Origin of the sequence: Nostoc sp. CMAA1605 (assembly GCF_021596505.1) — a bacterium.
Lineage (GTDB): Bacteria > Cyanobacteriota > Cyanobacteriia > Cyanobacteriales > Nostocaceae > Trichormus.
Genome location: NZ_PJIZ01000031.1, coordinates 1 through 22,713, shown reverse-complemented (window position 1 = coordinate 22,713; position 22,713 = coordinate 1). Strand labels below are relative to the sequence as shown.

The following is a 22,713-nucleotide window of genomic DNA, read 5'->3' as shown; positions in this document are numbered from 1 at the left end:
ATGAAAAAGTCTTTCCCTTACACCCCTATACCCTTATACCCCTATACCCTTTGTCAAGAAAGTGACTGTCTCTAAGGATGAATTTAATAATTTCCATAGCTGCAAATCAGTAAAGTCTGGAATTGCCATAAATGCACCAAATTTTTGCAATTCTTGATGATCATGGGTAGAAGCAATACCAATAGTACGAATACCAGCCGTAACTGCTGCACGAATACCAGAAGGGGAATCCTCTAAAGCATAAGCTTGTTCGGCTACAATTCCCAACTGCTCTAAAGCCACTTGATAGGGTATTGGTTCTGGTTTTGCGGCTGTACAGTCTTCTGCAATGACAATTGTATGAAAGATATTTTTAATGTTTAAAAGCTCTAGCATAAACTCTACATTTTCTCTAGGAGCATTTGTAACTAAAGCTCGTTTTAATTGATGTGTCTTTGTCCAATCTACTAGTTCAGTAAAGCCAGACAATGGTTTAAGATGGGAAGCAAGTTGACGAAATATTGCTTCTTTTTCATCAGCAAAATTTTGACTTGCTGCTGGTGATAAATTTGGCAAAATATCCTGAAGAATTTCTGGATTTAATCGCCCACTAACCCTAGATTTGTAAAATGTTTCATCAATTTCAATGCCATAATTTAACAGCATTTTTCGCCATACTTGGTAGTGTATGGGGTCAGTGTTCACGATAGTGCCGTCTAAATCAAAAAGAATTGCAGCAAGCATAATTTCGGGTTTAATGTAAATAATTGTTAAGTTAACATCAACAGTTTACATTGTTTTAGAGGTAGTTTGTGCTGAGTCTAACTTCTTACGGTATCTGGAAAACCTCTCTCTAAATCTCTCTCCTGCGAGGAGAGAGACTTTGAGTTTACTGATAAAAATTTGAAAAATACTCCTAACATATTGCTCAAAAGCGCACCATTAAAGCATTACACAATCCAAAATCCAAAATCTCAAAATCGGATGATTTCTGCTGATAATTATCGCCACCATTCCACTGACAGCAAATGATAGCCACCACAAAAGTTTTTCATGTCGATCGCCTGGCAGTACAGGTTTACCAATCTGAGTCAGATATGGCTCAAGATGTTGCCATGATTGCCCAGCAGCATTTACAGTCAGTTCTCCAATGTCAGGAAAAGGCTGCGGTTTTATTAGCAACAGGCAATTCTCAACTGAAATTTTTGGAGGCTTTGATTAGTTTAGGTGGTGTAGATTGGTCAAGAATTACCTTGTTCCATCTAGATGAATATTTAGGCATTAATGCCGATCATCCTGCGAGTTTTCGGTACTATATGCGAGAACGAGTAGAAAAGCGGATATCTCCCCACCAATTTCACTATATTGCAGGTGATGCTTTAGAGCCATTGGCAGAATGCGATCGCTACACCAAACTACTCCAAGCACAACCTATTAACCTATGTTGTCTGGGCATAGGTGAAAATGGACACTTAGCTTTTAATGATCCCTCTGTAGCTAACTTTCAAGATCCTTACAGTGTAAAAATAGTCAAATTAGATGCGGCTAATCGTCAACAACAAGTAAATACAGGACAATTTCCCCATCTAGATAATGTGCCTCAGTATGCTTTTACTGTCACCTTACCTTTGATTTGTTCTGCTCAAAAAATCCTTTGTCTTGCACCAGAACAACGCAAAGCCCAAATAGTAAAAAGAATGTTATACGGTGCAGTCGGAACAGATTGTCCTGCTTCTATTTTGCGTCAACAATCACAAGCAACTTTATTTTTAGATGTAAATTCTGCGGGGTTAGTCAATAGTCAATAGTCATTAGTCATTACTCAGCACTCATTACTCATTACTCAGCACTCATTACTCATTACTCATTACTCATTACTCATTACTCGTTACTCATTACTCATTACTCATCCTATTCCCCTACCTACATCTCTGCTAATGAAAGCCTACACCACAGACCACCGAACCCATCTTGATACTTCGTCTTCTACTATGAAAACTTGCTTTTGTGAATTAGCAGTTTCAGTTACAATAACTCTTAAGGTAGCTATATAAACATTATTAGCTAGTGAATTGCCGTAACCAACTACTTTACCTAAATGCCCCGTTTTTTGATTTAGTACGTAATCTCCAATGGAGAACATAACAGCACTTCAACATTGCAAAATATATCTCCTATACCCAATTAATTTTCTGTGAGAATAAAAATAAAAACTTCATACTTCTAGAGAGTTTAATTTGTCACTTGGGAAATATTCTACAGATGATTCATCTCTTACTAAAGATAGAAGAGATATCTGAAAAACTATTATTTTACTGTTAATTTTTTCTCTTTTCAGATATGTCGCATGACTTCGGCTATTGACCAAGCTTGTGCTACTGCACCTCTGGGATAATGTGGTGGTTCGCCATCAAACATCTCGGAAATAGAACCGATACAAGCATCATGCCATAGGTGATCTAACAAAGGTTGCCAACTAAAAGGTATTGGTTGTTCTGGGAGAAAACGTTGCCAACCACGAATAAAAGCACCAATTAACCAAGTCCAAACAGTGCCTTGATGGTAAGCGCGATCGCGTTTCTGACTATTACCTAAACATCTACCAATATATTCTGGATCGGCTGGGTCAAGACTGCGAAGACCATAAGGTGTTAACAAGCGATCAGTGGCTAATTCTAATATTTGACGGCCTTGGGATGGTAAAAACCCACAATGATATAAAGACACTGCTAATACTGCATTAGGGCGAATTTGGGCGTTGCGGCGATCGTCAAAGTCGATGGTGTCGTATAAGTAACCTAATTGTGGATTCCAGAATTTTTGTAGAGAAGTTTTCACTTGTTGTGCTTGTTGGGCATAACGCTTACCTTGATTGGCTAAACGTACTTGATCGCCTGTTTCTAGCTGGCTTAAGTGTTCTGCCCATTGACTCATCCAGCATAAAGCTGAATACCATAAGGCATTGATTTCAACGGGTTTACCGGAACGGGGTGTAATAGGTTGTCCCTCGACTACAGCGTCCATCCAAGTCAAGGCTACTCCTGGTGCATCCCAACCTAATAGCCCATCCGTTGCATCTACTTGGATGTTATAACGTGTACCACCGATAAATGCTTTATGAATTTGCTGTACTACGGAAAACTGTGCAGCTAAAAATTGCCAGTCTTGGGTAGCTTCTAGGTAAAGTCCTAAAGTTTCAATCCACCACAAAGCTGCATCAATACAATTGTATGCAGGCTCAGTGTCTGTGTCTGGGAAAGTATTGGGGATAAGACCATGACGACAGTAACGTCCAAAAGTTTGTAGGAGATTTTTGGCTAACTCAAAACGTCCAGTTACTAAAGTTAACCCAGGTAAAGCAATTAAGGTATCTCTTCCCCAATCATTAAACCAGTGATAACCAGCCATCACCGTGGGGTTTGCAATGGAAGCCCGATAAACAATAAATTGATCGCTGGCTTTGAGTAATTGTTGCCAAATTTTGGTATTGGGGGGAGATAAGGGAGATAAGGGAGATAAGGTATAATTTTTTGCTTGTCCACCTTGTCCACCTTGTCCCTTTATCCCTGATTCCCAACTGTAAATCTGGGATAGTCGTTCCTGTTCTGCTTCTACTGCTTCCGTAAAGGTGTCTGGGTTTAGGGGATCTATTGATTGTTCAGGGAAACCTATACGAGCTTCTAGGGTGACGGCATCTCCTGGTTTGAGAATTACTGTTAGATAACCTGGGCTAAAAAGGTCTTCGCGATCGCCTAGTCCCCGTTGTGTCTCTTCGGGAAATTCGTAATTCCAGTACCATACGGGATCTGCTCGATATTCTCCCTGTGTCCAGCGTAATCGCCAAGGTGTACCAAAGCCATCATTACTCATGGCTTGTAAGTAGATTTGCTGATGACCGAGTAATTGTGAAAATTGTAAGTCGCAACTCTGAGTCTGTTGACTATGAAAATTGCGATCGGCAATCAGCAATCTCAGCCTTAAAATCGCGGTTTCTCTACCTTCATAGCGATATTGAATTAACAGGCGATGGTTAACTGAGGAATCTTGCAGATTGCCGCTATGGTGGCTAGTTTCTATCCCATAAGGCATAATTAATTGTCTACTCAGTTGCCAATCTTGTTCACCCCAAATCCATTTAGGAACGGGGTTAATATCGAAGGAGTGCAACAGTTTGTAGCCAGTTGGCTCGATATTACCTGTACCCCAAATATTTGTCCCTAGTGGCACAACTTTTTTTGAGACTTCCAGGCTAGCTTCTATATGGGAAAACAATAGGGTTCGCCCAGTCGGTGGATTTGTCGCCGCAAATAGCCAACCGTGATAAGTTCGGGTGCGGACATCCGCAACAGTACCACTGGCAAAACTACCTAAGCCATTGGTTAATAACCATTCTCTTGTATCTAAATCAACCATTTGCTACTCAAAATCGTTATGACTATGATATAGTCGTAACAGATCGTAATCAAACTGTGAGCAAGCGTGGATGGGTAAGATTTACCTGACCCCAACTCCAACGCTAGTAAACGGATATAAGTTGAAGGAGATAATAGTAAATGTCCATCACTTACGGAATAGAAGGAAGCCTCCGCGTTGGTCAACAAGCTCCCGATTTTGCCGCAACAGCCGTAGCGGATCAGGAATTTAAGACAATCAAACTTTCCGACTATCGTGGAAAGTATGTTGTTCTGTTCTTCTACCCCCTAGACTTTACCTTTGTTTGCCCCACTGAGATCACAGCGTTTAGCGATCGCTACGAAGAATTTAGTAAACTTAACACTGAAGTTCTGGGTGTTTCCGTTGATAGTGAATTCTCTCACCTAGCTTGGATTCAAACAGATCGCAAGTCTGGCGGTGTTGGCGACCTCAACTATCCCCTAGTTTCCGACATTAAAAAAGAAATTAGTGCCGCTTACAACGTATTAGACCCAGCAGCAGGTATTGCTTTGCGTGGTCTATATATCATTGACAAAGATGGTATCATTCAACACGCTACCATTAACAACCTCGCTTTCGGTCGTAGCGTTGATGAAACATTGCGGACATTACAGGCGATTCAGTATGTGCAATCTCACCCAGATGAAGTTTGCCCTGCGGGTTGGCAACCTGGTGATAAAACCATGAACCCTGATCCTGTCAAATCCAAAGTTTACTTCTCTGCCGTTTAACAAGCATCAAAATTTTAGGTTTTGGATTTTGGATTCTGTTAATTATCTCAATCTGAAATCAAGAACTAAAAGTGATAACGCTGGCTTTGGCGGTTGTAGAAACTGAAACTAAAAAATCATCCATACCACAGATGAATACACATATACACGAGATATAAAATCAGTGTTAGGTGGAGTGTTTATCTGTGGTTTTTTAATTTTGCGGAAAGTTGCGTGCGGGGGTTTCCCCCGTTGAGCAAACTTTCCAAGACGAATTTTTAATTTTTAATTTCCTATGCTGACCTCAACAGATTTTAGTGGCTTATTTAATGAACGCTTTTTGCGGAATTTTCTCCCGATTCCAGCTAGTAACGAATTGAGACTAGAAATCGGAACACCAGACTTTCAATTACCAGACATTACGAATGGAAAGCTAGTTAAACTCTCGGATTATCGAGGCAAAAAACCTATTTTATTAGCATTTACCAGAATTTTTACAGAAAAGCAATATTGCCCATTCTGTTTTCCTCACATCAAAGCTTTAAACGAAAACTATGAGCAATTTCAACAGCGTGATATAGAAATTTTACTAATTACTAGTACCGATGAAAAACAAAGTCAAATAGTTGTGAGAGATTTAGGCTTAAAAATGCCATTACTGAGTGATTCTAGTTGTCGAGTATTTCGCACCTATCGAGTAGGACAAGCTTTAGGCGCACCTTTACCTGCTCAATTTGTCTTAGATAAAAATGGCAAACTCCGCTACAAACATTTATTTTCCTTCCTAGACCATAACGCTACCGTAGAAACCTTACTATCACAATTTGATTAAGACTGAGGGGAAACACGGTTTCTTCCCCCATACCTCTACATCCCCGTATTTCTCAGGAGAAAAGCCCTTTCTCCCTACAGATGATCTTGTAAGAGTAATCAGCTACGCTGGGCGGTTACGCCATCCCCTGAGTCGATTTTTCAGCCATTCTACACCCTAAAAATCCTGAACTATCGGTTTTTGGGATTGATTTCAGTATCCACTAATTTAACAAACCAAGTATAAATACAGATTTATTAAAGACATCAACTCAACTAGACTAAACAGTTGTGTATACCTTCTAGCAGCAAAGGAGGTCTGAAAGCTGATTCGGAAAAGCTTTTTTTGTACCACACGGGTGAATTAAATTTTAAAGACTACATCTTCGTACCAGCGATCGCATCCGTGTAATCTTCGGGAATCATGGAATTTCCATAGAAAAAACAGCATCAATACGATAAGTGATACTTGCTTGACACAAGTATCTAAATGTACTTTACTTTCCTTAAGTGTTTACTATGCTGTTAATATGCAGTAGTTTGATTTATGGAGAATACCTATAGCCAACATAGATAACTTCATGAACAGTTAACAATCTTAATCAAGTAACTAAAGTAAATTAAAAATAAGTGAATCACAATGAAGCGGAAATTTGTGGCTAAATAAGGTTAAATGCGGCTCAAATGTAGATTATTTCTAGGTTTTAGTCTTGATTAAGCTTAAGGGTTAAGCTTTTTTCAAATTTGGGTATTTTACTGATTTGGCGATAAATTCTCTGAAACACTGCACTTGGCTTTGCTGGATAGTGGCCAAATTTGTGCAGACATTGTCCTGCAAATAATTGGCTAAAGTTCAGATCAAAGTAAATATCAAGATATTGATATTGACCATCAGTATTTAGTAATTCGTGTTCCTTGGATTACTGGTGTAATACTATGTTACATCAAGTGGATTTTGTTGTCAAACAAACTCTTGTGACAAAACCTATGACTTTAAAACAAATTAAGACAAAGAGAAGACGGGGTGTGATCTTATCTCCCAGAGGATTGCAAAGATTAAAAGATGCAATGCTCTCTTGGGAGATATTAGAAAATCATGGCGATCGCATCACGCTTGATCAACTATCACAGCAGACAAATCTTTCTGCTAAAACTCTTAGTAGATTGTGGTCTGCAAATAAAGGTGTAGATCAAAAAACCCTGAAATTATGTTTCAATGCTTTCAACTTAGATTTACAAAAAGAAGACTACATCTTTATCCAGGAAGACAATGAAACAGACTCTTTGGATTTCCTATCAGAGAGTTCGTATCTAGAGACAGAACGTTTATCTACATGGTCATATCCAGATGGCCCAGTCCCATTAAATTCCACCTTATATATTGAACGTTCACCGGTAGAAGACTTAATTTATCGTGAAGTAACTCAACCTGGGTGCGTTATTCGGATTCGTTCCCCTAGACAGATGGGTAAAACATCTTTGGTACTCCGGCTTTTAGATTTTGCCGAAACGCAAGGATATCACACTGTTAATTTAAGTTGTTCCCAAATTGATGACCAATGTTTAACCAACTTGAATAAATTGTTGCGTTGCCTTTGTCATCAAATTGCGACAAAATTAGGGATTGAACCCAATATTGATGATAAATGGGATGAAGAGGTAGGCTATAAACTAGTTTGTAGCTTTTACTTACAAAACTATATTCTCAAACAGATTAACAATCCGATAGTTTTGGTTTTAAGTGAAGTTGATCACTTTTTTGCATACCCTCATATAGCTCAAGAGTTTTTTGCTCTATTACGTTCCTGGTGTGAAGAAGCACGACAAAATCGGCTATGGCAAAATTTGCGCTTTGTTGTGGTTTACTCAACAGAAAAGTATGTTTCGTTAGATATTAACCATTCTCCATTTAATATCGGATTGCCGATTCGACTCAATGAATTTACTCATCAACAAGTAGAAGAATTAGCCAGAAGATATGGGTTAAAGTGGGGTGTTGGCAAAGAATCTGTGCAGTTAATGTCTTTGATTGGTGGTCATCCAGCACTGATACAGCTAGCCTTGTATCATCTAAGTTCTGGGACTATGAGTTTAACAGAGTTAATTAAAGATGCGATCGCCAACGGTGGTATATACCGTCATCATTTACAACGCCACTGGATCAAACTACAAGCTAATCCGCATCTGATCAGGACGTACACAGAACTAGTATCGACGAAACAAGGTGTTGTTCTTGATCCTATGGACACTTACAAACTAGAGAGTTTAGGACTAATTACGTTTGAAGGCGATCGCGTCTTACCGCGTTGTGAATTATATCGCACCTATTTTGCTAGACAAATTTCTACATTGGGTTTACAAAGTTTGTCTTATGTGAATCTGAGCTAAAAATTCAGTGATTTGTCAGTATCAGTCATTTGCGATCGCCATTGAGCAAAATTCCTAGTTTCATGATCACCCCATAAAATCACACCATAGGAGTTTGCAAGCTTTAGCTTTTTTCCTACAAAATTCCTGTCTCAAAAATACACTCAACATCATCACTTTTTCTTTTTTGGGCATACAAATTTCTGCTCACAAGAAAATAGGACTTTGATTTTAGTTCCCCCCTTTTGCAAGGGGGGTTAGAGGGTATAAAGTCGCATTTTTGCAACTTGTAAACAGATGTGCTTGCAGGATAGCTTGAAAAAGGTCAAGGAACTAGATTTGCTAATTTATCCCATTTACAAAGGAAAATTAAGGGTATAACTCGACTTGTAAGTAATTCTATATGATATATATTTATTAAAAGCGATACATCAAATTTGCCCCTGTTTAGAAAAATGGTGATATTGAGAAAAATTATTTGACTCAATAGCAATTTTTGACAATGAAGTTAGTGAAACTAAAAGCTAAATAATTCTAGAAGCTAATCGTATATAAAATCTATATAAAACACAATGACAGATAGAACAATTAGAAAAAACTTTGGGTGAAATAATCACAAAATAAGACATTTAGAACATTTAAGTAATTTTGCCAAAATGACCAAGCCGCAGTAGAAAAAATATTTGATGGTGATATGCTGGGGAGATATTACTTGTTCTCAAGTGTAGGAAGTAATTATCAAGGGTGAAATTTCTCTCCTATTTAAAATGCCTCAAGTAACATGAAATACCAAGTTGGCGGCAGTCTTCATAGTGATGATCCTAGCTATGTTATTCGTCAGGCAGATAAAGAACTCTATACCAGTCTCAAGGCTGGTGATTTTTGTTACGTCTTTAATTCGCGCCAAATGGGCAAATCTTCTCTATTACATCGCACCAGAGAGCTTTTGACGAAAGAAGGATATAGTTGTGTTTACATAGATGTGACGCGCTTAGGTAGTGAAGATACAACTACTGAACAATGGTACAAGGGAATTATTATCAGTCTTTTTTATGGGTTTAATTTAGCTGAAAAAGTCAATTTCAAGGAATGGTGGGAAATGCAAACAGGTCTTTCTCCCATTCAAAAACTCAATCAGTTTTTAGAAGAAATCGTCCTATCTCAGCAACAAAACCAGCGTATCTTGATATTCATTGATGAAATTGATAGCTTATTGAGCTTGAGTTTTTCTACCAGTGATTTTTTTGCTTGGATTCGTCACTGCTATAACCAAAGAGCGCATGATCCCAAATTTCAACGCTTAAGTTTTGCCATCTTTGGGGTAGTGAGTCCATCTGATTTAATCACCGATAAACGGCGCACACCTTTTAATATTGGGACAGCAATTCAGTTATATGGTTTCAAAGTAGATGAAGCTACACCTTTACTGCAAGGTTTAGAACCCGTCATCAGTCAACCGGAGGCAGTATTAGAAAAAATTATTGCCTGGACTGGTGGACAACCCTTTTTAACTCAAAAACTCTGTCAGTTAGTTGTCCAAACTGCTTGGCAAGCACCCCACAAAAAAATTGATTTACCGCCAGCCACCGCCGGCTATTGGGTAGAGCAGCTGGTACAAAAGTACATTATCCAGCACTGGGAAGCCAAAGACGAACCAGAACACCTGCGGACAATTCGCGATCGCCTCCTATTTGATGAACAACGAGCCGGGAGGTTATTAGGGATTTATCAGCAGATATTACAAGCTGAGATTGATGGTCAAAATGTAGCACTCAACGACAGTCGAGAACAAACAGAACTATTGCTATCTGGTTTAGTAGAAAAACACAACGGCTATCTCAAACTGAAAAATCCCATTTATCGGTGCGTTTTTGATGCTTTATGGGTAGCTAGACAATTAGATAATCTGCGTCCATACTCGCAAATCTTTAATGCTTGGATAGCATCAGGTTATAAAGATGAGTCACGGTTATTGCGGGGAAAGGCTCTCAAAGATGCTCAAAACTGGTCACTAGGAAAAAGTCTCAGTGATTTAGATTATCGGTTTCTCAGTGCGAGTCAAGAATATGAACAACTGACAAACCAAACAGCAATGGAAGCAGCACAGGCCAAAGAAGCAGCAGTCAGACTAGCAAAGGAAAAAAAAACTGCTCAATTCCAAAGATGGCTGCTCATCGGAATGTTGATTAAGTTGGTCACTTCTATTGCTTTGGCTATTGGCATTTACATTTTGTATCGCCAATCCCAAAAAAGCGAAGTTCAAGCAAAAACTAGCGAAATTCGCGCCTTAGTCTCTGCATCCGAAGGGATGTTTGCCTCTAATCGCAGGTTAGATTCCCTGGTAGCCGCAATCAAAGCCCAAAAAAGACTCGAAAAACTAGAAGCACCCAATGCCAAAATTGAACATCAAGTCAAAGATGTCTTACAACAGGCAGTGTATGGTGCAGATGAATACAATCGGTTTTCTGGTCACACAGCAGCTGTGATGGCAGTAGATATCAGTCCTGATAGTAGTTTGATCGCTTCAGCCAGTATGGATAAAACTATCAAACTTTGGCGGCGTGATGGTAAGGCTGTGGCGACTCTCAAAGATCATCAAGGTGCAGTGAGAGCAGTTAAATTTAGTCCTGATGGCCAGTTTCTCGCCTCAGCCAGTGAAGATGGTACTGTGAAACTCTGGAAGCGGGGAGATACAGACGCACAGTGGCTGGTGACTCGCACCTTTAAAGGTCACACCGCTTCCGTCTGGGGAGTCGCCTTTAGTCCCGATGGTCAATTTTTAGTCTCTACTGGTTGGGATCGAACAGTCAGACTGTGGCAGCAAGATGGTAAACTCCTGAAAACATTTGCAGGTTACAAATGGGGATTTTGGGGAGTAGCATTTAGTCCTGACGGTCAAACTATTGCAGCTGCCAATCTAGATGGAACGGTAAAACTTTGGCAACGAGACACCACAGGCTGGCAAAACCCCAGACTCCTGCAAGTTCTCTCAGGTCATCAAGCTTGGGTTCAGGGAGTAGCATTTAGTCCCGACGGTCAAACCCTAGCTTCCGCCAGTGAAGATAAAACCGTAAAACTGTGGCGACGTAACCGCCAAGATGGTAGCTATCGCCTAGATAAAACTCTGCAAGGTCATACGGCGGGAATTACGGGAGTAGCATTTAGTCCTGATGGTCAAACCATTGTTTCTGCTAGTCTCGATAAAACGGTGAAACTGTGGGATATCGACGGTACAGAACTCAGGACACTCAGAGGACATAATGCTTCCGTTTGGGGAGTCAGTTTTAGCCGTGATGGTAGGTTTATTGCTTCGGCGGGTGCAGAAAATCTCGTCCGACTCTGGCAAAGTCAAAATCCCTTTCAAACCAGTGTAATTGCCCATAGTGGGGGAATGTGGTCAATTGATATTACTGCCGATAGTTCCACCATTGCGACAGCCAGCCACGAAAACGTTGCGAAATTTTGGAGTCGTCAAGGCAAATTACTGCAAACATTGACGGAAAAAAGTGTAGTTTTCGATGTTTCATTTAGTGAAAATGGTCAGTTAGTGGCGATGTTTGCAGATGACGCTACAGTGAAAATCCGAAGGCGAGATGGTAGTTATGTTGCTAGTTACAAAGACACCAATGGTAAAATTACAGATGCTGCCCTAAGTCCCGATGGTCAAGCGATCGCGATCGCTAATGTCGAGAAAATCGCTCAGATATGGCAACGTGATCAACCAAAATCCCGAATTCTCCAAGGACATCAAGCCGAAGTTTGGCAGGTTGTGTTTAGTCCTGATGGAAAAATGCTAGCTTCAGCCAGTGCTGATGGTACAGCTAAAGTTTGGACAATAGAAGGTAAATTACTCGCCACCTTGAGGGGACATTCAGCCGGTGTGTGGAGAGTTGCCTTTAGTCCTGACAGTAAAATGGTAGTCACAGGAAGTGGTGACAACACCGTTAAGTTATGGACAGTAGATGGAAAGTTATTGCAAACATTCACCGGTCACACCGCCGCAGTTTGGGGTGTGGGGTTTAGTCCAGATGGTAAAATGATTGTCTCTGGGAGTGTGGATGCTACCGTCAAACTTTGGCGACTGGATGGGACAGAAATCACCACCCTCCGAGGCCATACCGCCGCCATTCGACAAATTGCCGTCAGTCGGGATGGTAATTTTGTGGTTTCTGGGGGTGATGATAACACCCTAATTATCTGGAACTTGCCCGCTATTCTCAAACTCAATGCCCTAGCTGATGGTTGCGCTCTGGTAGACGATTATTTGATAACTAATATAACAGTGGAAGAGGGCGATCGCTCCCTTTGTCAAAACGGCCAGTAGTTCTATAGGCAGGGGGGCAGGGAGCAGGGAGCAGGGGGAGAAAAAGGCAATAGCAATTCCCAGTCCCCAGTCCCCAATCCCCAACCCCTATTCCAACAACAAACTACACAACTCATCAATCATCTGACTATTTTGAGCAATCATCTGGTGAGCTGTAGCTTGTAGCTGACGCACATTTTGTAGTGTGGTGTTATCTATTTCTTCTAATTCCGCATCTAAAAATGTTTGAAATCGGTAATAACTAGTTTTAGCTTCTGGCTCACTGGGTGCAAACAATCTTTCTAGTTGTCCTGCTACCACTTCACTACCACCATCAAACACTATATTTAACAGAGGTCTACCCCATTGTAATAATCCCCAGTTTTTGACTTCACTATAGGGGTAGGCACTTGTTAATGAACCTGTACCTAAAGAAACTACTAGAATATCTTCTAAATTCAGCACTCTATTTTCTAATCGCTGACTACTCATTTGTGCTTCTACAATAGCCAAATGGGCTGGATTATTGGCAAAAACACCCCCATCAACTAAATTATAAAAGCCGTTAGTATTGTGAGAAGTCACAATCCGATGGGGAGGAAAATAAGTCGGAGTCGAACTAGTGGCTAACGCTGCATCTAAAAGCGAAAAACCTCTAGATAAATTGCGAAATTTCTTAGATTCTATCTGTTGTTTTTCCGGTTTATTAGTAAAAAATATGGGAATTCGTTGTTCAATATCGTAACTAGTGACGAAAACTTCTTTGAGATTATGTTCTAGTAGCGCATCACCAAAATACTGTTTTAAAATTTCTTCTCTACTACTAGAAGCATATTTTGGTTGTAGGAATATATCTTCGATGGGGCCAAGTATTTTCTCAAATAATGGCTCATAAAAGATTTCCACACCATACTCTACAAATAGTTCTAACAAATCTTCTGCCGTATGTTCAGCTAGCGGTGAATGATCAGATTCATCGGCATTAGCTTGAGGTTTAGTGAGTCCTAGTGCTAAAATTCCGCCACTGGAAGTCCCAGAAATTAAATCAAATAAACTAAATATCGGCTTTTGTGTACGCTTTTCAATTTCTGCAAGCAGGATAGCAGGAATAATACCGCGAATTCCACCCCCATCAATAGCCAGAATTTTATATTTAGGACGAGTTGTTGTATTCATGGTTGTTTGTGGCTCCTGTTGTTGTGGTGTTGATGCTGGTTGGCTTTCTGTTTCCTCGGATATGAAATTAATGAGAGTTTGACTGGTTTCGATTTCTGCGTTGTCTGTTGCTGTTGGTTGTTGTGCTTCTGCTGGCGTTACTAATACAGTCGTTGTTGCAGTGGGAATATCTGCGGTAGAACTAATTGCTGTTTTAGTTTGAGGTTCACTTTCGGGGGATGATGGGACTACAAATGGAATTCTTGCTAAACCCCAAATAGGACTACCGCGCAAAGTGCCATGATAGGAGTCTCCTAGATAATTTTTGACAATTTTACCCTCACCTTCATCTAACTTCCAATAAGCTACTAATCCGGCTTCATCTCCAACTATTAGTCCGGCTCGATGGGTTTGAATTTGTGATTGATTACAGGCATAATTCCAGATACTGATATGAGCTAATTGCCCTGTAAAATATATGCGATTATGTAAAGTGGCACCCAATGTAATGGGACTTGTCGCCTTATTTAAAGCAGTCCCTTGAAAAGCATCAACATATTCATGATCATCAAGATATACAGTCAACTGACCTTGATGAAAAACAATAGCGAAAAAATGCCATTGGTTAATAGTTAATTCTCTATTACCAATCGTTCTGACAAATTTGCTAATATTTTCATCAATATAGATGTCTAAATTACCTGCTTCACTAATACCGAATTCAAAATTATCACTGTATCTGTCTGAAGAACGGGCGAAAAATACATTACGCGCCCCGTATGTGGTAGCTTTATTTGTAAGTTTATGTGGGTTGATCCATCCTGAAATTGTCAAGGCTGAACTTCCCTCAGCAAAAACACCGCCAAGGTCATTTCTACCAAAATCTATATAATCATCTTGACCATCAAATGTCAGAACTGATTGCTCAACTCCTTGATTTGTCACGATTTTTTAATCTCCAATTATTTAAGTGCAAGCACGGGAAGTATTAAATATTCGTCAATTGGTTAAAGTTTACACCTTAATTTACAAATAAATCCAATATAATTACAAGTATTATCTTAAATATTATTTGTGAGATAAGTTAATCAAAAAGGCTTGACGAAGTGACAAGACAGTTAAGCTATTTAAAGATAGATTAGGAGAAATTTAAACTGAATATCAGACAGTTAAGACATTTATAGGAATCTGGTTTTATTCCTAGCATCATTTGTGTAGAAAGGTAACAGAAAACATATGTACTTAACTTCGCACAAATCAAATATAGGAATTAGTCCACTACGTGTCTACGTATCTATTCAAAAATTAAGATGTAGGTTGGTTTTAACGAAGCGAAACCCAAGATATACATAGGTGTTGGGTTTCCTTACCTCAACCCAACCTACAATTTTCTTGCAAATACAAACCTTTAATTATTTACCCTGTTCTACCTAATTATGGTACTAACTTAACGCCTAGCAGGATTGATTTTAGCACCAATGACAGATTCATCTTGATATTTAATGAGAAATTGCGAATTATTGATTCGCATGACATCATAAATTTCTGGTGTAAAAACAGAGTTAATTGAAGCTATTGCATCAGCGATGGAAATTTTAAAAGCCAGGGGGATTTTAAAATTAAGCACTGATTTTGGCATGGCTTTCATATTTAAGTGTAGTTTCTTGTTAGTGACGTACCACACTCCAGTAAATTTGTTACCTGTTATCAGTTCCTGAGCTTTATAAAGCAAAGATGTTTGAATCTTAATTTCCTCATAAGTCATATCATCTTTAAATTCAATAGTGACTTTTGCCAAAGACGTATTAAAACGCCACTTACCGATGAGTAAAACCTCGATTTCAATATCAGAATGTTTACTACTATCCATTTTAAAAAATCAAATAAAGGTAATATTAGAAAGTACAAAATTAACTCAAGTGTTTATTTAATATCTAAAGGGTTTTCATAACATTTGTTAACACGAGAAAAAAATAAGTGCATTTGCCAAACTAACCAAGACTTGACTCGCCAAGCTGCCATTGAAAGGGTATCTGAAGATGATTGTGTGACAAATTTCGGACTTTGAGGTTCATAGTGTAACCATTTTGCTGGTAGATGTCCCATTGGTGTCATTGGGGATATTTGAAAGGTGAGTTGTTCATAGTCTAACCAATTTCCATCTTTTCGCCATCCTAAGCGATCGCCAAGTTTTTTTTCTGTTTCGTAATCTACTTGACCACCCATTTCACTCCAGATAGTCTGCTGAATTCTGAAGCCAAAATAACCATAACTGTATTGTTCCCACAGTTGATCAAGAATCTGGAGGACTTGACAAGGGAAGTTTTCAATATCTTCTTGATAAACTTCATCCCAATCATTTTTTTTCATAACTTTTAACATTAATTTCGCTGTTTCAATATCAGCTTCTTGCCATTTATGCTTTGCCAGCAAATCACGCAATAGAGTATAATCTACGTCTTGATTAATAATAAATTCTTGCTTACCAGGAGGATGATGATTGGTCAGTTCTATTAATCCTTTTGCTTCCGCAGCAGATAGAGAGGGTGGAGAGACAAAATTGACTTCTGCTTGGTCAAGGATTTGGATTTGGTCAGTGAGTTCCTGAGATACGTAATTAGAGATTAAATCGATGCCTTGCTCTAAAAATACTCCATCTTTGCTAATATCGAAACTATGGGTTTGCCAGTCTAATAATTGAGATTGAGCCAAAGCGTCTTTTAATCTGGCATTTTTTTCATAGATTTTTACCATCAAATCGATGAAATTAGCAGCAATTGAATTATTTTCCTCAATTTCTAATAAATTTGACTGGTATTTTAAAATATTATCACCGAGATTTTTAATGTCTCCGACAGTTGCATAAAAATATTCATCTACTTTGACGACTTCATCTATTATGGATTGAAAGGGACTAAAGTAGCCTTGGATAGAATCTTCAAAATTAATAGCGTTGTAGGCAATTTTAGCGATTTCTTGCCGAACTTTATGGGATTTTTGTTGATATGCGTAAATTTCTTGATAGACTGCTAAATCTTGAACTATTTGCTGGACAACTTTTCTTTGATTTTTCGTATCTTCTGCTAGCTTACTAATGCCGCTACTAATGACTTTAATTTTTTCTAATGTTAATAAATAAGCATTACTCAATACAATAACTGCTTTGTAATTTTCTTTTTTTTCCCACTGAAGCTCATGTAATATTTTAGGATTTTGATGATTTTTCAGTTCTAATTTGTTTCTAATATCTTCTAATCTTTTGATTTCTAAATATTTCTCTTGAAATAATTTCTTGAGATTATCCATCAGGCTCAATAAAAAATCATGATAACTATCTTGGTAGTTTTCGAGGAAATCAATTATATGATTATAGTCTGTAATAAATAGCTGAATCTCCGCTAAGATTTCTCCCTGATTAATTGCTTTTTTGCGTTTAATTATCCCAGCGAAATGATAATAACGCACACCTTCTTTGATAGATTTTTGACGTTCTCGAATTTTATTTTGAAATATTTTGACGGCGTGATTTTTGAGGACAGGTAATTGGTAGGTACTTTCGTAAATTTTAACTTTCTGATAGGTAATAAATCTTCTTTGGTGTTGAGTCAGCATGATTATGATTTGCAAAAGTGATGGAATTTAGGATATAGCCAGAGCAACTGATTTTTGCTGTCGGTATTCCTCCACAGGGACGAGTCGCCAATGATAATTTTCTGTAAGTTCTAAAACCCATTGATGATAATTAAACAAACTTTCTCTGTGTCCCACGCTAATAAAAGTTTTGTTTGTGGCTTGTAATTGCTCATACAAACTTTGTTCATTTTTCAAATCTAAAGCACTCGTTGCTTCATCTAAGATCGTGAAGCTAGGTTGTGTTATTAATAATCTTGCAAAAGCTAAACGTTGCTGTTCTCCCAAAGAGAGGATATTTTCCCAATTCACTTCTGTGTCAAAACTTTTCACACGGGTAAGTAGGTTTTGCAGATTAACTTTGTGGAGGATGGCTTCCAGTTCGCGATCGCTCATTTTTCTGTCTGTGTGTGGATAGAGTAGCTGTTCGCGCAGAGTCCCCAAGATTATATAAGGACGTTGGGGCAGAAATAACATTTCTTTTAAGGCTGGTCTAACTAACCTACCAGTTCCCGCATTCCACAAACCGGCGATCGCTCTCAACAGAGAACTTTTACCCCGTCCACTAGCACCAACAATTAACAACCCTTCCCCTGGTGGAACTGCTAATGACAAGTCTTTAACTATGACTTGTTCATAATTGGGTGTGTTTAAGGTGATATCCTCAAATGCTAAACGTGGTTCTTCTAAAACTCTAATAATACTGACATTCTCAGGTTTTTTACTTACTAACGCTAACGCATCCGAAAACTCGGCTAAACGCTGGACATAACTAGAAAATCTGCCTGAATTGCCAAATTCTGCTATTAATACGCCTAAAGCGTTAGAAAACATAAAGCTACAGAAGGTAGCTTGACTAATTTCACCATAATTAATTTTATCCTGAATAAATAATGGTGTAAGAATAAACATAGAAAAGATACTGATAGCAGACTGATAAGCACTGTTAAAAATATCTTGACCTCTTTCCCAATTCAGTCTGCGTTCGGCATTTTTCAAAACATTCTCAAACCTGCGCTGGATAATATTGATTTCCTCTGACTCTCCCTGGAAAAAAGCTATTGATTCGGCGTGATTTCTGACATGAGTCAAGCAATAATTAAAGTCAGCTTTAAATGCTAATTCTTCTCGATTAATTTTTGCTAACTCTTGGCTTAAAAAAACCGCAATAAAATTACCAACAATTGTATAAATTACCAGATATATTGTAATTTGCTGAGAAATTGTCCAGAGAATAACTAAAGCAGCAATCATATCCATGAACTTTTCTAAAAAAGTCGTAGAGAATCTGATAGCATTAATAGTGATGGGTTCAATTTCCTGCGCTATGCGTTGGTCTGGGTTGGCAATATTAGACTTAAAATTGATTTTATAGTAGGCTTGATTGCTAAAATATTTAGTTAAAATATGATTATTTAACCACTTGTACCAATCAATCGCAATTTTCTTTTTGATATATTTAGAAAATGCACTGAGCAGAACGGTAACGACAATAAAGAGGATAGATATCCATATAGTATTGAGATACTTTTCTAAATTTCTCTCTTCAATGACGATATCAAAAACATAGCGATTCCAAAAACTACTAACAGTATTGACACCTACAACCGAAATGATTAATATGAGCAGGAATAGAAACATTCCCCAAGAGGAAATTACTTCAGAAAATGCTCTTGTTCCTACTTCCGTGGGATACCAATAGGGGCCAGCAACTAATTTTAAATCCCGCCAAAGTTGTAGGAGAGTAGAAAAAGGATTGCTTGGTGTTTGCTGATTAGCAATTCGAGTTTGCATATTTCCAATGTATATCACTGCAATGATTGTTGAGATTTACCTAACAAGCAGTAGCCAAAGTAGTTAGGAAATTCAATGATGATCCAACTTCAGATCCTAATTTTTACCTGTCAGAAGAATTTCTGCGATCGCCTGGGAAATGGGAAAGTGAGGTGAGAAAATTTCTAGCCAAAAAAATTCCCCAACTGGGTTAATTTCCAAAAATACATATTGACCATCTGGTGTGACAATCATATCAATTGCCCCATAGTTTAAACCGAAATTAGCCATCATTTGTAGTAGCTTTTTCTCAATATCTTCAGTTAAATCATAGGGTTTCCAAGCGTCTTTTAATGCTCTTCCTTGTTTACGCCAGTCATAATTAGCACCGTCACAACTTTGGGAATCTACGGCGGCGGTAAATACACGATGTCCGACAATAGTTATCCGCAACTCTAAAGCCTTGGGGATGTTTTCTTGAAATGTCATCGGACAAAAACGTAGTCCTTCCAGATTTTCTAAATCCTCATCTGTAACTGGACTTGTAAATACAAAAAACTGCTCTCCCTGTTCACCAAAAATAGCAAAGGAGGAAAGCATTTTTGTCACGATACCTTGTTGATGACAATCCCCAGCAAATTGCTTAACTGCTGCGGGATTATTAGTAGTCAGAGTGCGTGGAGTCAGCAATCCTAATTTTCGTGCTACTTGCAACTGTAGCTGTTTGTTATGAGTTCGTTCCACATTTGACATTTGATCAAGGTGAAAGCCTGGAAGACTAGCAATCATACCGCGAACTGTGGCGCGAGATTCTTGAATTGATGCTTCTTTATATTGCTTGTCCATCGTGTCGGGAATTCTCTCCCCATAGCGCATCCGTCGATACCAAACCGAGGACACCTCACTTAAATCCAGTTGCTGTTCACCGTCAGTAATAATTATCCGTTCTGTTTCACCTTGGTAAATATCCAGTTTCACTTCCGTAGGATATCTATCAGTATCAAAGCGAAATGCTTTTTCTCCTTGAGATTCAATAGCTTTGATGACTAGAGGAATGCTGTCATTGTCATTGCTATATGTAATTATTAATACTGTCATAAATATAAGATTTTCATTAAATCAGTTTGTTGTGGGTGACTTATAGAATCAGAGTACCAGCGATCGCGATCGCATTGGGCAAGTCTCAATTTTGCTTCAGCATTCCCTACTCGCCTATAGGGTTAATTTCTCAAAACACATATTTATACCAATTTGCTGCACAATATTTCACTTTAAATCCCCGATTTCTTGTAGACATCGGCATAGTAGGTTGCCTAGATGTGAGAATTCGGGGATATTAAGGCAGTTATCAGTTTTAACAGCGTATAGGGAGGGATTTGTCAAAGCTACCAACACTTTTCAATAATAGGTTTGGTGCTGCACAAATGTGATTTTACCCAACACAGTTGACTGTTAAAGTAGCAGCGATCGCCTAACTATTGTTAATACCTAAATCAGCAGTGTTGAGTTATTTGAACCTGCTATTTTTTCAATTGTGAATTTACTATATCTAGCGATCTTCCCAGTCAGAAGGCCACTTCAAAGTCCAGATTGGTGGCGGTAATTGATCTGGTTCTGGTGCTTGTGGCGGCTCTTCTTCTACCAAGAAACGAGTAAAAAATGGCATCGCTTCATTATTTCCTGTTTTTGGGATTTTTGTAGACATTGCTGTTTTCCTCAGAGGAATTTTTGTTAGTCACTTAAGGTATAACAGCAAATCATTGATGAAGCAAGGACACTTAAGACATTTAAGATATTACAAAATTTTATGATTAGGGACTTCCAGAAAATACACTATCCAAATTTATCTTTTCCAAAACAGCTATTGCTATTTTTCCCCCTGCTCCCGTTCGGCTGACGCTCACGGCGGAAGCCTGCTCCCTGCCCCCTTGCCATCAATATGATAGTATATTTTCTCAGTTGTAAGTCCCTTATAAGATCATTCAAATACCTTGAGCCATTTCATGATATTTGATTCTTTATTATAGCGGTAGTTAAAACCATCTTTAGCAGTAATAGTTTGACCTTTACTGGCTTTACTTCTCACAGTACCCAGTGAATAGTTAGTTAATTTCTGCATTTCTTGATGAGAAAGTCCTACATTTGTAGCTGTATCCACTCTTGATATTTCTGGAGAATTTAGGGATTCTTCATCAGTGACAGCATCTGTGGTAACTACTTCTACATTTTCAGGGGATATATTTAATGTCTCTGGTTGACTGGTAGATTGACTATTAGATGTCAAATCTATTGTAATACTTGCAGTTTCTAAAATCTGAGTAGCTATCTCTTGTGCTTTTTGCTGGCGATATTCCTCTACAGTCAAAAGTTGCCAAGTAGAATCGTGTGAGAGTTCCAATACCCACTGATGGTAATTAAAGAGGCTTTCTCGATGTCCAACGCTAATAAATGTAGTGTTTGTCTGTTGTAATTGTTGATACAAGTTTTCTTCATTATGCAAGTCTAAAGCACTTGTAGCTTCGTCTAAAATCGTGAAGCGGGGACGAGTCACTAATAGGCGTGCAAATGCTAGACGCTGTTGTTCTCCTAATGAGAGGACATTTTCCCAAGGAAGTTCTGTATCAAAGCTATCGATGCGACTTAATAAGTTTTCTAGATTCACTTGTTGCAGAATGGCTTCTAGTTCGCGATCGCTCATTTTGCGTTTCGTATGGGGATAGAGTAACTGTTCACGCAAAGTCCCTAAAATGATGTAAGGACGTTGCGGTAAAAATAATACGTCTTCTAGGGGAGGTCTGACTACACGACCGCTTCCTGAGTTCCATAAACCTGCGATCGCTCTCAATAAAGAACTTTTACCCCGACCACTCGGCCCTACAATCAATAAACCCTCACCCGGTTGAACAGTCAGCGATAATTCCTCAACAATTACCTGTTCATAATTGGGAGTTTGTAAAGTCACATCCTCAAAAGCCAGTCTTTTCTCTTCTAACGTCTTAATCGTACTAACATTTTCAGGCTGTTTAGTCGCCGTTTCTAGTGCATTTGTTAGTTCAGCTAAACGATCAATGTAACTAGAAAATCTTCCTGATGTTGCAAATTCTCTGATTAATTCTGCCATCGCATTGGCAAATAGATTACACGCTAAACTAGCTTGAGCGATTTCACCAAAATCAATTTCACCTTTAATCTGCAAAGGGCCAAATACTATAAATGGAAATATTTGGATAATAGCCTGATATCCTCTATTAAAAATATCTTGGCTTCTTTCCCAGTCAATCTTGCGTTTAGCACCTTGAACAAGCTTATTAAATCTGCGCTGAATAATATTTAATTCTTTCTCTTCTCCCTGGAAAAAAGCTATTGATTCAGCGTGATTACGGACATGAGTTAAACTGTAAGTATAGTCTGCTGAAGATTCTAATTCTTCTTGCCTAATTTTATTTAGTTCTTGGCTAGATAAATAGCAATTATATTACCCACTATAGTATAACAAATCAATGCGATCGCTACAAATGGTGATAGCATCCAGAGAATAATTATAAAAGCTAC

15 protein-coding genes and 1 pseudogene are annotated in these 22,713 nt (G+C 38.5%); 6 read left to right on the top strand and 10 right to left on the bottom strand.

Annotated elements, in window-relative coordinates:
- Positions 1-33 precede the first annotated feature (33 nt).
- Positions 34-723 carry an HAD family hydrolase gene (locus CV014_RS12935; protein ID WP_236142406.1) on the bottom strand — a complete coding sequence of 230 codons (690 nt, stop codon included), beginning with the start codon at positions 721-723 and terminating at the stop codon, positions 34-36.
- A gap of 284 nt (positions 724-1,007) precedes the next feature.
- Between CV014_RS12935 and CV014_RS12930 the strand changes: the two genes are divergently transcribed.
- Complete coding sequence (locus tag CV014_RS12930) at positions 1,008-1,787, top strand: glucosamine-6-phosphate deaminase (RefSeq protein ID WP_236142405.1); 780 nt, start codon at positions 1,008-1,010, stop codon at positions 1,785-1,787.
- Positions 1,788-1,924: 137 nt separating this feature from the next.
- Here the strand turns inward: CV014_RS12930 and CV014_RS12925 are convergent, their stop codons facing one another.
- Positions 1,925-2,122 carry a hypothetical protein gene (locus CV014_RS12925; protein ID WP_236142404.1) on the bottom strand — a complete coding sequence of 66 codons (198 nt, stop codon included), beginning with the start codon at positions 2,120-2,122 and terminating at the stop codon, positions 1,925-1,927.
- A 191-nt stretch (positions 2,123-2,313) separates the two neighbouring features.
- Positions 2,314-4,392, bottom strand: a complete 2,079-nt coding sequence (locus CV014_RS12920) for an amylo-alpha-1,6-glucosidase (protein ID WP_236142403.1) — start codon at positions 4,390-4,392, stop codon at positions 2,314-2,316.
- Between the two features lie 140 nt (positions 4,393-4,532).
- Between CV014_RS12920 and CV014_RS12915 the strand changes: the two genes are divergently transcribed.
- The 4 genes from CV014_RS12915 to CV014_RS12900 all read left to right on the top strand — a co-directional run bounded on the left by CV014_RS12915 (position 4,533) and on the right by CV014_RS12900 (position 12,624).
- A complete protein-coding gene (locus CV014_RS12915) occupies positions 4,533-5,144 on the top strand; it encodes a peroxiredoxin (protein WP_236142402.1) in 612 nt (203 codons plus the stop codon).
- 274 nt (positions 5,145-5,418) lie between these two features.
- Positions 5,419-5,955: a peroxiredoxin family protein gene (locus CV014_RS12910; protein WP_236142401.1), complete on the top strand. Its 537-nt coding sequence runs from the start codon at positions 5,419-5,421 to the stop codon at positions 5,953-5,955.
- 965 nt (positions 5,956-6,920) lie between these two features.
- Entirely contained in the window at positions 6,921-8,321 is a 1,401-nt protein-coding gene (locus CV014_RS12905; protein WP_236142400.1) for an AAA-like domain-containing protein, read from the top strand.
- Between the two features lie 760 nt (positions 8,322-9,081).
- Positions 9,082-12,624, top strand: coding sequence for an AAA-like domain-containing protein (locus CV014_RS12900; protein ID WP_236142399.1), 3,543 nt, complete (start codon positions 9,082-9,084; stop codon positions 12,622-12,624).
- Between the two features lie 87 nt (positions 12,625-12,711).
- Here CV014_RS12900 and CV014_RS12895 read toward each other — a convergent pair whose 3' ends face one another.
- The 5 genes from CV014_RS12895 to CV014_RS12875 form a co-directional block, all read right to left on the bottom strand.
- Entirely contained in the window at positions 12,712-14,703 is a 1,992-nt protein-coding gene (locus CV014_RS12895; protein WP_236142398.1) for a patatin-like phospholipase family protein, read from the bottom strand.
- A gap of 502 nt (positions 14,704-15,205) precedes the next feature.
- Positions 15,206-15,628, bottom strand: a complete 423-nt coding sequence (locus tag CV014_RS12890) for a hypothetical protein (protein WP_236142397.1) — start codon at positions 15,626-15,628, stop codon at positions 15,206-15,208.
- Between the two features lie 53 nt (positions 15,629-15,681).
- Entirely contained in the window at positions 15,682-17,370 is a 1,689-nt protein-coding gene (locus tag CV014_RS12885) for a GUN4 domain-containing protein (RefSeq protein ID WP_236142396.1), read from the bottom strand.
- A gap of 27 nt (positions 17,371-17,397) precedes the next feature.
- The gene (locus CV014_RS12880) at positions 17,398-19,182 is read right to left on the bottom strand and encodes an ABC transporter ATP-binding protein/permease (protein ID WP_236142395.1); all 1,785 of its coding nucleotides are present in this window, start codon (positions 19,180-19,182) and stop codon (positions 17,398-17,400) included.
- 96 nt (positions 19,183-19,278) lie between these two features.
- Positions 19,279-20,259, bottom strand: coding sequence for an MvdD family ATP-grasp ribosomal peptide maturase (locus CV014_RS12875; RefSeq protein ID WP_236142394.1), 981 nt, complete (start codon positions 20,257-20,259; stop codon positions 19,279-19,281).
- Positions 20,260-20,294: 35 nt separating this feature from the next.
- Here CV014_RS12875 and CV014_RS12870 point away from each other — a divergent pair, with 35 nt between their 5' ends.
- Positions 20,295-20,501 carry a hypothetical protein gene (locus CV014_RS12870; protein ID WP_236142393.1) on the top strand — a complete coding sequence of 69 codons (207 nt, stop codon included), beginning with the start codon at positions 20,295-20,297 and terminating at the stop codon, positions 20,499-20,501.
- 209 nt (positions 20,502-20,710) lie between these two features.
- Here the strand turns inward: CV014_RS12870 and CV014_RS12865 are convergent, their stop codons facing one another.
- Complete coding sequence (locus CV014_RS12865; RefSeq protein WP_236142392.1) at positions 20,711-20,866, bottom strand: microviridin/marinostatin family tricyclic proteinase inhibitor; 156 nt, start codon at positions 20,864-20,866, stop codon at positions 20,711-20,713.
- Between the two features lie 273 nt (positions 20,867-21,139).
- A pseudogene (locus tag CV014_RS12860) lies at positions 21,140-22,713 on the bottom strand (ABC transporter ATP-binding protein/permease); the annotation flags it as partial.

Coding starts and splice junctions, on each gene's coding strand:
- CV014_RS12935 (WP_236142406.1), bottom strand. CDS start 723: ATGCTTGCTGCAATTCTTTTTGATTTAGACGGCACTATCGTGAACACT.
- CV014_RS12930 (WP_236142405.1), top strand. CDS start 1,008: ATGATAGCCACCACAAAAGTTTTTCATGTCGATCGCCTGGCAGTACAG.
- CV014_RS12925 (WP_236142404.1), bottom strand. CDS start 2,122: ATGTTCTCCATTGGAGATTACGTACTAAATCAAAAAACGGGGCATTTA.
- CV014_RS12920 (WP_236142403.1), bottom strand. CDS start 4,392: ATGGTTGATTTAGATACAAGAGAATGGTTATTAACCAATGGCTTAGGT.
- CV014_RS12915 (WP_236142402.1), top strand. CDS start 4,533: ATGTCCATCACTTACGGAATAGAAGGAAGCCTCCGCGTTGGTCAACAA.
- CV014_RS12910 (WP_236142401.1), top strand. CDS start 5,419: ATGCTGACCTCAACAGATTTTAGTGGCTTATTTAATGAACGCTTTTTG.
- CV014_RS12905 (WP_236142400.1), top strand. CDS start 6,921: ATGACTTTAAAACAAATTAAGACAAAGAGAAGACGGGGTGTGATCTTA.
- CV014_RS12900 (WP_236142399.1), top strand. CDS start 9,082: ATGAAATACCAAGTTGGCGGCAGTCTTCATAGTGATGATCCTAGCTAT.
- CV014_RS12890 (WP_236142397.1), bottom strand. CDS start 15,628: ATGGATAGTAGTAAACATTCTGATATTGAAATCGAGGTTTTACTCATC.
- CV014_RS12885 (WP_236142396.1), bottom strand. CDS start 17,370: ATGCTGACTCAACACCAAAGAAGATTTATTACCTATCAGAAAGTTAAA.
- CV014_RS12880 (WP_236142395.1), bottom strand. CDS start 19,182: ATGCAAACTCGAATTGCTAATCAGCAAACACCAAGCAATCCTTTTTCT.
- CV014_RS12875 (WP_236142394.1), bottom strand. CDS start 20,259: ATGACAGTATTAATAATTACATATAGCAATGACAATGACAGCATTCCT.
- CV014_RS12865 (WP_236142392.1), bottom strand. CDS start 20,866: ATGTCTACAAAAATCCCAAAAACAGGAAATAATGAAGCGATGCCATTT.